The organism is Mycobacterium sp. (assembly GCF_032159775.1).
Taxonomy (GTDB): domain Bacteria; phylum Actinomycetota; class Actinomycetes; order Mycobacteriales; family Mycobacteriaceae; genus Mycobacterium.
The window spans coordinates 1-3,957 of the sequence record NZ_JAVHWK010000036.1 but is presented as its reverse complement, the minus strand read 5'-3'; the positions used below and the strand labels follow the sequence as shown (position 1 = coordinate 3,957).

Sequence of the window (3,957 nt, the reverse complement as noted above, 5' to 3'; positions counted from 1 at the left end):
TGTCTCGGTCATGACGCAGACCGTAGGGGGACGTAGCTGAAGTCCCGCTGAAGACGGTCACACCACCCCGCTTGGTGGGCCTCGATTCTCAGCCGCCCTCAGCCGCTCTTCAGCGACTGTGGCTCAGACTTAATAGTCCACACCGTGGTGTGTGTGCAAGCCGAACCAGGGTTGGCGCCCTGAGACCCGCCCAGTACATCGTGCTCTCGTTGACACCGATCCGATGCGACTGCGTCGCCGAGACTCAGGGCGCCACCCGTCTACCTGTTCTCGGCGCTTTTTAAGCATTGTCTTGCCACGCTCAGACACCTCACTCATCGAGTGAGCGAGCAGGTTGCACCGCGGCATCTGCCTTCGCGTAGCGGGGCTGGGAGCTCCGTCGAGTAGTGGGGAAGAGGTTTGAAATTCATTGCGCGAGGCGTTATGGCCTTCGTTGTTGCATTCAGCGCGCTCGTGACCACATCGGGTACCTCACATGCGGGTCTGGACAACGAACTCAGTTTGGTGGACGGCCAAGATCGCACGCTCACCGTCCAACAGTGGGACACGTTCCTCAACGGTGTATTTCCGCTGGACCGCAACCGGCTGACTCGTGAGTGGTTCCACTCCGGTCGCGCCAAGTACACCGTTGCCGGTCCGGGTAGCGATGCGTTCGAGGGCACGCTGGAGCTGGGCTACCAGATCGGCTTCCCGTGGTCGCTGGGCGTCGGTATCAACTTCAGCTACACCACGCCGAACATCCTGATCGACGACGCGTCGCTGTTCCCGGTGTTCAACCCGTTGGGCTCGGTCATCACGCCCAACTTGTTCCCCGGCGTGTCGATCAGCGCTGACCTGGGTAACGGCCCCGGCATCCAAGAGGTTGCGACCTTCTCGGTTGACGTGGCAGGCCCGGCCGGCGGTGTGGCGGTCTCCAACGCGCACGGCACCGTGACCGGTGCGGCCGGTGGCGTGCTGCTGCGACCGTTCGCCCGCCTGATCTCCAAGTCCGGCGACTCCGTCACGACCTACGGCGACCCCTGGGACATGCAGTAGGCCCGCTTGCATTCCGATCCTCTGCCTGGCCACCGATCGGTCAGGCAGGGGATCTCTCGCAAGGAAGGGAATCGAACGCAGTGGACCGGGTGAGCCGTCTACCGGCCGACGGGAGTCACACTGAAGGCATGAAGCCCTCGGCGATCGGATCGCCGTCACGGTGGACGGTGCGTACCCGTTCGGCGGTCGCGTCGACGCTGGTCGTGGGGATCTGTTTGTTACTGGCAGGCGGCGCCCTGTTGCTCGTCCTCTTCCGAACTCTGGAGAGCTCCGCGCAGGCCACGGCCGCTTCTCGCACCGCCCAGCTGGCAGACCAGCTGCAAACGGAGTCCCCCGCCGAACTCGACACGGCGATGCTGGCGACCGACAGCCAGGTCGGTCTGGTTCAGGTCATCGATCCGTCCGGAACCCTCGTCGCGCAGTCGGCAGGCAGCCCGCCAGAACCCGTGGCGGATCGCAGACTTTCCGCGGGCTCGACGCAGTCGGTCGGAAGAGTGCAGATCGGCCCGGACTGGGACCTGTGGGTCACGGCTGCGGGCGTCGAGACGCCATCTGGTCCGGTTACCGTTCTCGTGGGCGCGGATCGTGAGCCGGTAGAAGACGTCATCATGACGGTCGCAACTCTCCTTGCCATCGGTGGGCCGATCGTGATCGCGCTGGTTGCATTTGGCACCTATCGGCTCGTCGGCGCGGCGTTGCAGCCCGTCGAACGCATCCGCGCACGCGTCTCGTCGATGACCCACTCGAAGCTTGCCGAACGAATACCGGTGCCGGCGGCGGACGACGAGGTCACCCGCTTGGCCGTAACCATGAACAACATGCTGGATCGACTCGAAGCGAGTCAGAGCGCTCAACGCCGCTTTATCAGCGATGCATCACACGAACTGCGCAGCCCGTTGGCATCGATCACCGCCGCGCTGGATCTTGCTCACCGGCGTCCGGATCTCTTGGATCAGTCGTTGATCGACGATTCGCTTCTTCCTGAGGCGCAACGAATGCACAGCCTGGTAGAGGATCTTCTGCTGCTTGCCCGCGCCGACGAGCGCAGTGGCCGAAACATCAAAATCGACGTCGATCTCGACGACATCGTCTTGGCCGAGGCCGAGCGCGTACGTTCCCTCACCCACCTGAAGGTCATCGCCGATGTGAAGCCGGCGAGGGCGTCCGGCGATCCGAGCGCTTTGTCGCGCCTCGTGCGCAACCTGGTCGACAATGCCGTCCGGCATGCACGCGATGGCATTCGTCTCGAATGTGCGGCCGTTGGCGGCAGTGCCCGTGTGCTCGTCTCGGACGACGGGCCGGGAGTACCAGCAGCCGATCGCCAACGGGTGTTCGGTCGCTTCGTCCGACTGGACACACCGCGCGATCGAGCCGCAGGCGGCGCAGGCCTTGGTCTTTCGATAGTCGCTCAGATCATCGAGGCACACCATGGCACCGTCAGTGTCGACGATTCGCCCAGCGGGGGAGCGCGCTTCGTCGTCGATTTACCCCTAGCCGCCGACGAAGCGGTAGCCGACACCACGAACGGTTTCGATGCTGTTGCCGGAGAACGGTAGATCAATCTTACGGCGCAGATATCTGATGTATACCTCGACGATGTTCTCGTCGCCGTCGTAATTGGTATCCCATACCGCCCGAACGATTTCACTCTTGCTGACCACTTCGTCGTGATGGCGCATCAAGAACTCCAAGACGCTGAATTCCCTTGGCGTCAAGGTCAGCTCGGTTCCCGCCCGTGTCACCTTGTGACGCGACGGGTCGAGTTCGATATCGCCTGCAGTCATTATCACGGGCCGCTCGGGTGCGCCTCGCCGCACCAGCGCTCGAAGTCTGGCGAACAGCACGACGAACGAGAACGGTTTGACCAGATAGTCGTCCGCGCCCAGGTCGAAGGCGTCGGCCAGGTCGTACTCGCCGTCCTTGGCCGACAACATGAGCACTGGCGTCCAGATATTCTGTGCCCGCAGATCCCGGACGAGCTCGTAGCCGTTCTTACCCGGCAACATGATGTCCAGGATGATCGCGTCGAAATTGTCTGACGCGGCAGTGTGAAAACCGTCATCGCCACGATGCTCCACGTCGACGACAAACCCCTCCGACACCAGGCCGCGGCGAATCGTCTCGGCGAGGCGGACCTCGTCTTCGACTACCAGTACGCGCACGGCTCCATCCATCCGATCGTCGTGACTTGACCAAGTACAACAGACCACGGCCTTTGCCCCGACGAGTTCTCAGCGTCCGTTCAGCCGGTGATCGCGACCCTGAGCAGGTGATGAACGCCATCGGTACCTGGCTGACTGATCTGATTGCGGCTAATGGCGAGGCAGTGGCGGTGATTCTGCTTCTTGCTGTCAGTGCTGTCGTCGTCGGGATCGGATTGGGCTACCGCGATCGCATGACGCGTTGGTGGTCGACGTCGATTCGGGCCGTCGGATTGCTGATGGGCCTGGTCGTGGTCGCGCTGCAAGTACGCCAACGCGGCTGGTTGGTGGACGTCGACAACGACGTCACCGATTGGCTTGTCGGCCATCGCAGCCCGGTTTCAGACCACGTAGCCCTGGCGGTGACCAATGCTTTCGGACCGGCCGAAACCGCTTGCGCTGCAGTGCTCGTCGCGATACTCGCAGCAGCTCGCTTCCACTCCGGCGTCAGCGGGCTCACCGTTATCGCCGCCGTCGGCAGCGCCTCTGCGTTGTGCACGGCACTGAAGCTGCTGCTCGCGCGCCCTCGACCCCCCATCGGAATTCAGGAAACGCTCGAGACGGACTACTCGTTTCCTTCGGGTCACGTCACCGGCACCGTGGCGTTGTGCGGCATGCTGGTCGTGGTCGTAGGAACGCACCGGAGCGACACCGTCAACAGGTGGCTTACCTGCGCCGCGGTCATCGTCGTCGCTGCGGTCGCGTTGAGTCGGCTTTATCT

The 3,957-nt window shown here is 63.2% G+C and carries 4 protein-coding genes; 3 read left to right on the top strand and 1 reads right to left on the bottom strand.

What is annotated here, in order from left to right:
- The first annotated feature begins 423 nt into the window (after positions 1 to 423).
- Both mspA and QOJ24_RS04010 read left to right on the top strand, forming a co-directional pair.
- On the top strand, positions 424 to 1,035 hold the full coding sequence (gene mspA, locus QOJ24_RS04015) for a porin MspA (RefSeq protein ID WP_526259343.1): 612 nt from the start codon (positions 424 to 426) through the stop codon (positions 1,033 to 1,035).
- A 128-nt stretch (positions 1,036 to 1,163) separates the two neighbouring features.
- The gene (locus QOJ24_RS04010) at positions 1,164 to 2,591 is read left to right on the top strand and encodes a sensor histidine kinase (RefSeq protein WP_526259341.1); all 1,428 of its coding nucleotides are present in this window, start codon (positions 1,164 to 1,166) and stop codon (positions 2,589 to 2,591) included.
- Here QOJ24_RS04010 and QOJ24_RS04005 read toward each other — a convergent pair.
- Positions 2,526 to 3,197 carry a response regulator transcription factor gene (locus tag QOJ24_RS04005; RefSeq protein WP_526259339.1) on the bottom strand — a complete coding sequence of 224 codons (672 nt, stop codon included), beginning with the start codon at positions 3,195 to 3,197 and terminating at the stop codon, positions 2,526 to 2,528. The two genes, QOJ24_RS04010 and QOJ24_RS04005, sit on opposite strands and share 66 nt — an antisense overlap.
- A gap of 110 nt (positions 3,198 to 3,307) precedes the next feature.
- Between QOJ24_RS04005 and QOJ24_RS04000 the strand changes: the two genes are divergently transcribed.
- Positions 3,308 to 3,957: phosphatase PAP2 family protein (locus QOJ24_RS04000; protein ID WP_526259337.1), on the top strand; the 650-nt coding region annotated here is incomplete at its 3' end.

Coding starts and splice junctions, on each gene's coding strand:
- mspA (WP_526259343.1), top strand. CDS start 424: ATGGCCTTCGTTGTTGCATTCAGCGCGCTCGTGACCACATCGGGTACC.
- QOJ24_RS04010 (WP_526259341.1), top strand. CDS start 1,164: ATGAAGCCCTCGGCGATCGGATCGCCGTCACGGTGGACGGTGCGTACC.